Below are 6,726 nucleotides of genomic sequence, written 5' to 3' on the forward strand. Positions count from 1 at the left end.
CTATGGGCAGCCGGTCGGGTATGCGCTGCACGCGCAGGGATTGCAGGTCGTGGGTGCGCTGCCACGGAAGGCCGCATCGATCACATTGATGACATCCATGATGTTCGTGATGCCGTCGCAGTTGGTGTCCGTGCGCCCGGCGGGCGCATGGGGGCATTCCACATCGAGGATGGGAGCTCCCCCCCGGAATGCCACTTCGACTGTGGCCACGACATCGAAAACATTAAGCACGCTGTCAGCGACCGGGTCGCCCTGGTGCAGGCACCCGACTTGGTCGGGATTGACGAAGTACGGGCAATTGTCGCAGGCGTCGGCCACCTTGTCGCCATCGGTGTCGGCCTGCGACTTGTTGGCGATGGCGGGGCAGTTGTCGCAGGCATCCCCCACCGAATCGGCGTCGACATCCGACTGCGTGGGATTGGACACAAGCGGGCAGTTGTCGCACAGATCGCCGACACCGTCGTCGTCGCCTTCCTCCTGGGCGGGATTGACCAGCGCCGGGCAATTGTCACAGGCATCACCGACGGTGTCGCCGTCCAGATCGGACTGCGCGGGATTGGCGGCGGCCGGACAGTTGTCGCAGGCATCGCCGACAGCGTCGGCGTCAAGATCCTCCTGCAAGGGATTGGGCGTCAGCACGCAGTTGTCATCGATATCGCAGACCCCGTCGCCGTCGACATCCGGGCAGGCGCAGCCGCTATAGGCGGACAGGTCGGACTCGATGAAGTCCAACGGCACACCGGTGCCGCGCGACAGTCCCGCGAGGCCGTCGGTGGCGTCGATGCCGAGATACGTGATGACGATGCGTCCGTCAAAATACAGCTCGGCTTGCGCGCTGTTGAAGTTGGCGCCGTTGTATTCCGGAACATTCTGGAAAGTGACCACCATCCGGTTGGCGAACTGCTGGCGGCGAATGGCGCCGATGCCCTGCGCCGGATTCAGATCGTCGAACAGCAGGGAGATTCGCGGCAGACCAAAGTGCGCTGTGAGTGTCTCATCGAAGACGCTGCTCGACGCGCCGAAGGTCAGATTGCCGTTGGCGTTGATGTAGAACGACGTATAGTTCGTGCCGTAGAACGGAAACGACGCGCCGCTGCCGAGAACGACTTGCGCGGAACCATCATCCGCCAGCGACACCAACGTGCCGGTGGCGGGGTTGGTGGGGAAGGACGCCGCCGGTTCAACACACAAGGCATAGAAATCACTCGACCCATCCGGCGTGAAGGTCAACGCACGGAAGTCCAGGTCGTTGTCGCCGGTGGTGAACTGCTCGGTGAAGTAGTCGGCCTGGTCGGTGGTCGTGAAGGAGAAGCAGGCTCCGCCATTGTCGGCGGTGGCCGGATTGCCAGCGGCATCGATGGCAGTAACAGTGAAGTAGTACGTGGTCAACGGTACCAGCCCGCCGACGCCAACCAGATGCGAGGTGGTCACCGCGCCCGACGCGGCGCCGGGCCGATTGACGCACACCAGCCCGTAGCGGATGTTCGAAGAGGCCGGCTCATCGGTGTCGAAGGCGATCGCGGCATAGGAGCCGAGGACGACCGGTGTGTTGACATTCGAGACAATCGGTCCGACGCAGTCGATCCGTGCCAACGCGGTGTCGGCGGCCGGAACACCGGCGCCGTTGTCGGCATCGGCATACACCGCCAGCAAACTGTCGCCATCAGTCGCATCCACCAAGCCATTGCCTGGTGATGGACTCCCGCCCTGCGTGGCCACGACGCCTTGGAAGATCCCGGAGGATTCGCCGGTCTCGTTCAGGATGACCGTCTCGCTGTCGCCGGCGCCGGTGTGAACCGCGACCGCGGCGGTCAGGAGACCGCGCAGATCATCGTCACGCAGTTCCAGCGTCACCAGGGTGTCGCACTTGTACAGCGCGCGGCCCAACGTCACGCTTCCGCGCGACGAGATTAACTCCGGCACATACGCCTGAAACGCGAAGGGCTTGCTGATCTCTTCAAAGTCCAGTCCGCTGCCGGGATTGCCGGTGTTGGGGACAATGTTGGAGTGCACACAGCCATCATTGACAAAATCCGGCGCGCCGCGCACGAGGATGCCCTCGATCACGCCGGAGTTGACGCCGAAGACCGGCGAGCCGGAGTTGCCGCCATAGGTGTCGGTGTTGGCCTGAAACCAACCGATGGTGCCGTTCGCGTTCTTCACCTCGGCGTTGTTGGCGACCTTCATTGGCAGGGCCACCGGATGCCCAACCACGAAAATCGGATCGCCGTTGGCGACCGATCCGCTGCGACGAATGGGCAGAGGTTCGCGATTGACCACCGGACGGTCCAAGCGAAGGATTGTGTGATCGAATTCGGCGGTGTACTGGCGATTGACGATGCCATTGCAGAAGTAGACATTCGCGGCAGGGATCGTCGTCAGCGGCGGCGTTGACCCGTCGATCTGCGCAAACCCGAAGACAAACGCGCTGCTGCCGCAACTGCCGCCGTTGGTGATGCAGTGCCCGGCGGTGGCCAGAAGGTCCGGCCCGACCAGGAATCCCGAGCAGAATCCCGCGGTCAACTGCCCGCGGAAGGGTTCATCGAAACAGAGCGCGCCCTGGGATGTCCCCACCCACGGGTCGGTCAGCAGCGTGTAGGTGCCGTTGCCATTGTCGATCAACTCGCTTTCGCTGACGACCAGACAGGTCGCCTGCGCGACGAACAACTGCTGTGGATCGGTGACGGTGTAAAGGTCATGCCGATCATCAGTGCCATAGATGATTTCAAGGGCATCGTCGCTGCCGGGATTCGCGGGCTGGCCACGGGTCAGCGAGTAGGCCGAGTCGACGTAGGCGCGTAATTCGTCCAATGTCAGCGACCCGGTCGGCTCCGGAAGCGTGGTCACCGGAGCGGTCTTGACCTGATCGGCAGTGGTAACGTCCAATCCCGATTGTGGGGCGGCGGCGCCAAAGACAACCGCCGCGACCAGAATGGCCAGGCGCGCAGGCAGAGACAGTCGAGTCGACTTCAACATTCACTAACCCTGGTGTCCGAATTGTTCGTGGATTTCCGAGTGATTTGCAGGACCCGTCGCACCTTCAAGATACTGTCCCATAATCGGTTGTCAACCCTTGATGCTTTGTGGCACCGCGGGTGCGGTGGAGACCACCCATTGGGCGATCGCAGCGCGAAAAAGCGATTTGCCCATTCCACATACAGTTATCGGCGTGCACAGGTTGGAAAACAGCCGGCCAGAGGGCGGAGAAACGGGATCCGTGCCTGTGACCTGGTTCACTAATGGTCGATCTGCAGGCGGTAGATACGGCCATCGAAACTCGTTACCAGCAGTTCGCCATCGGCCGTCTCGCCGAAGGAGGAGATGTTGCTTGGTTGTTTGAGCATGACGGCGTGTTCGGAGACGCCCTCCTCATCGAAGCGCAGTCCCCAAATGGTGCCGGTGACGTAATCGGCGAAGAGGTAGATACCGGCGAGCTCCGGGAAACGACGTCCGCGATAGACATACCCGCCGGTGACCGAGGCGCCATCATCGCGGCCATACTCGTAAACGGGATCGAGCAGCATTTCGGCAGAGGCGGCGCGACCGTAGGGATGGAAGCCCTCGCGGAGGTTCCAACCATAGTTGCCGCCGCGTTCAATGATGTCGATTTCCTCCCACTTGTTCTGGCCGACATCGCCGGCCCACAGCATGCCGTTGGCGCGGTCGAAACTCATGCGCCAGACATTGCGCAGGCCATAGGCCCAGATCTCCGGACGCGCCCCCGCGCGGCCGACGAAGGGATTGTCGGCGGGGATGGCGTAGGCCAGAGCGCCGTCGCGGTGATTGATATCGATGCGGATGATTTTCCCCAGCAACGTGCTCAGATTCTGGCCGTTGCCATGCGGATCGCCGGCCGAGCCGCCGTCGCCGAGACTGAGATACAAGTACCCCTCCGGGCCGAAGAGGATCATGCCGCCGTTGTGGTTGCCGTACGGTTGCGCGACCTCGAGGATAACGATTTCCGATTTCGGGTCGGCGCGGTTGGAGTCGGCGGCGGACACCGTAAATCGCGACAGCACCGTCCGCCGGGGATTGGAGGCGGAGTAGTACACGAAGAACTGGCCATTGCGCGCAAATTGCGGGTGCAGGGCCATGGCAAGCAATCCTTCCTCGTTGTGCGTCGTGCGCACCCTGGCGCCAAGATCGAGGAAGATCTGGCTGCGGACGGCGGCGGTGTCGTTGGCGACGACGTGGATCTTCCCACCCTGTTCGACCACAAACAGCCGACCGGTGCCGTCATCGGGCGCGGCCAGACAGAGCGGACGCTCGAATTGAATATGCGGCAATGCGGGGACGAGTCGCACCGATGGAATCGCGGCGATCGCCGGCGCTGTCACTCCCAGCGCCAAGAGGACAACTCCGAAAGCGAACGCGGCTGGAGACATTTTTGTGATCACGGGATTTTGTCGTCGGTCAGAACACCCACTTCAACTTGAACAACTCCGCGGTCGTCCCGTTCCCTGGCGCCGCGGTCTGTGCCGGCTCATAGCAAAGCCGGTAAAACAACTCCCCCAGCGCATAGCCGACCAGCGCTCCGGCGCACACGTCGGTGAAGTAATGCTTGTCGGCATGCATCCGGCTCCAGCCGACGACCGTTGCCCATCCGTAGGTCAGAAACGGCGCGGTCCAGCGCCAGGAACGATACTCCTCGCGTCGCCATTCCTGTCGCATGTGACGTCGCAGTCGGTTGTTCACGAACGACGCCGCAAAGAATGCCTGCGAGGAATGTCCGGAGAAGAACGACTCGGTGTGACGACCGTCGGTGGGTAGATGGCCCGGCGGCAAGACGCCTCCAGCCTGGCAATAGGGGCGCGGACGGTCGACGACCCGTTTGGCCAGATCGGTGAGCGCGCCGGTGGCCATCGCGCCGGCGATGAAGAACGGGAGATCGCGTGAAAACTCGCGTCGATCGATGTCGATGGCGGCCATGAGCAACGCCCCGCCCACCGGCGCGGCCAGCGATCCCCAGGCGTTGTCGAGGAAGTTTGATTGATACCCTTCGGTTCCATGGGTGCGCGACCGCCACCAGCGATCCAGGGCGTTGGCCCGGTAGCCACGGTAACGCGCGGGATCGGACTGCTTCGCCGGGACCAATTGCGCGCCGATGCTGAGTCCGAGTGACCCGACCCAGATGCCCGCCTTCTCGCCGTCGGACCATGAGCGAATCGGGCCGTCGCCGGCGTGCACGGATGGCGCGGCCTGTGTGAAAAAAAGCGCCAGCGGCATCAGCCAGCGCAGAGCCCGTGGCGCCCGTGGCGGGCACGCGGGGCCGGTGAAAGCGCCAATGCGGGACATGCGGGTAATCAATTGCGTCCCGGACGCGCGCGCCACTTGTATCCGGGGGAACCGTGCCCTAACTTTGCCGTATCCTTTGGAAGACGGGCCGGCGCACGGGCGCCCGGCCGACCGACGACGTCACGAATGACCCGCTGGCTAAAACAACTGGTCGACATTCGGGAAGGGGAACGCGCCGTCACGCTGGCGATGTTCGTCTCGATCCTGATTGTCATTACCGTGCTGACGATCGTCAAGTCGGTGCGCCAGGCGCTGTTTCTGCAGAACTTCGGCGCGGCATCCCTGCCCTATGTTTACATGATGATCGCCGCGATCTCGGGGCTGGTGGCGACGTTGTACCAGCGGATGTCGCGCAACACGCTCATTCACCGCGCGGTCATCGCCACGCAGTTTGCCGTCATTGTCAATCTGCTGGTTTTCCGCGCCCTCCTGTCGCTGGATTGGGAGCCGTTGACCTACGTGCTGTATGTGTGGGTCGCGGTGTATGGCATCCTCTCGACCGCGCAGTTCTGGGCGTTTGCGAACTACCTCTACGATCCGCGCCAGGCCAAGCGCATCTTCGCCATTCTCGGTGTCGGCGCCACCGCCGGTGGGATTGTCGGCGGCTACATCACGCAGTACGCCGCGCCGATTGTCGGCACTGAGAATCTGATGCTTCTGTGCTGCGGGCTGCTTCTGGTGTGCGCGGCGCTGACCTGGTTGATCTGGCGGGCGCGGCGCGAGACAATCCTCGAGGCGGCGCGCAACAGACGTTACAAGACCGCGCGCGCCGAAAAGACCGCCGGCAGTTTCCGGCTCATCTGGGAGTCGCGCTACCTCAAGTTGATCATGGCGGTCATCTCCGTCAGCATTGTCATCTCCACGGTCGTCGACAACCAGTTCTCGTTTGTGGTGGAGGAGAACATCCCGACCAAGGACGAGAAGACGGCCTTTTTCGGAAAGTTCTTCACCTATCTGGGCTGGGCGGCGTTTGTCACGCAGTTCCTGTTCACCGGGCGTTTGCTCAGGCGCTTCGGTGTCGCGGCGACCATGCTGATTCTGCCGCTGGCGACCTTCCTCGGATCGGGCCTGTTCGTTCTGGCGCCGATGCTGACCACCGGCTTGCTGGTCAAGATCGCCGACGGTTCCTTCCGTTACACCACGCACAAGGCCGCCCTCGAGCTGCTGTACCTGCCGGTGCCGATCGCGGTGAAGAATCGCACGAAGACTTTTATCGACGTGTTCACCGACCGTTTCTCCAAGGGGATCGCCGCGCTGATCGTGCTGTTGTTCACGTCGGTCCTGGGGCTGCATTACACCTCGCTCTCCTGGCTGATGATGGGGCTGGCGCTGTTATGGATCATTATGTCCTTCGTCGTGCGCCGCGAGTACACCGCGGCGTTCCGCGACTCGCTGCTGAAGCGGCGGGTCGACGAGGATTCGCTGCAGATC

General features: G+C 62.8%; 4 protein-coding genes. 1 reads left to right on the forward strand and 3 read right to left on the reverse strand.

The window, feature by feature from the left end; genetic code table 11:
- The 3 genes from VNN55_03010 to VNN55_03020 all read right to left on the reverse strand — a co-directional run bounded on the left by VNN55_03010 (position 1) and on the right by VNN55_03020 (position 5,226).
- Positions 1-2,976 (reverse strand): thrombospondin type 3 repeat-containing protein, encoded by a 2,976-nt coding sequence (locus tag VNN55_03010; GenBank protein HWO56517.1) that lies wholly within the window; start codon positions 2,974-2,976, stop codon positions 1-3.
- A gap of 260 nt (positions 2,977-3,236) precedes the next feature.
- Positions 3,237-4,304, reverse strand: a complete 1,068-nt coding sequence (locus tag VNN55_03015) for a PQQ-dependent sugar dehydrogenase (protein ID HWO56518.1) — start codon at positions 4,302-4,304, stop codon at positions 3,237-3,239.
- A gap of 109 nt (positions 4,305-4,413) precedes the next feature.
- Entirely contained in the window at positions 4,414-5,226 is an 813-nt protein-coding gene (locus VNN55_03020; GenBank protein ID HWO56519.1) for a phosphatase PAP2 family protein, read from the reverse strand.
- Positions 5,227-5,421: 195 nt separating this feature from the next.
- Between VNN55_03020 and VNN55_03025 the strand changes: the two genes are divergently transcribed.
- Positions 5,422-6,726: Npt1/Npt2 family nucleotide transporter (locus VNN55_03025; GenBank protein HWO56520.1), on the forward strand; the 1,305-nt coding region annotated here is incomplete at its 3' end.

This window comes from bacterium (assembly GCA_035559435.1).
Classification (GTDB): Bacteria; Zixibacteria; MSB-5A5; order WJJR01; family WJJR01; genus JACQFV01.

Bases quoted from the DNA above. Each gene is read 5' to 3' on its own strand.
- VNN55_03020 (HWO56519.1), bottom strand. From the start codon at position 5,226: ATGCCGCTGGCGCTTTTTTTCACACAGGCCGCGCCATCCGTGCACGCC.
- VNN55_03010 (HWO56517.1), bottom strand. From the start codon at position 2,976: ATGTTGAAGTCGACTCGACTGTCTCTGCCTGCGCGCCTGGCCATTCTG.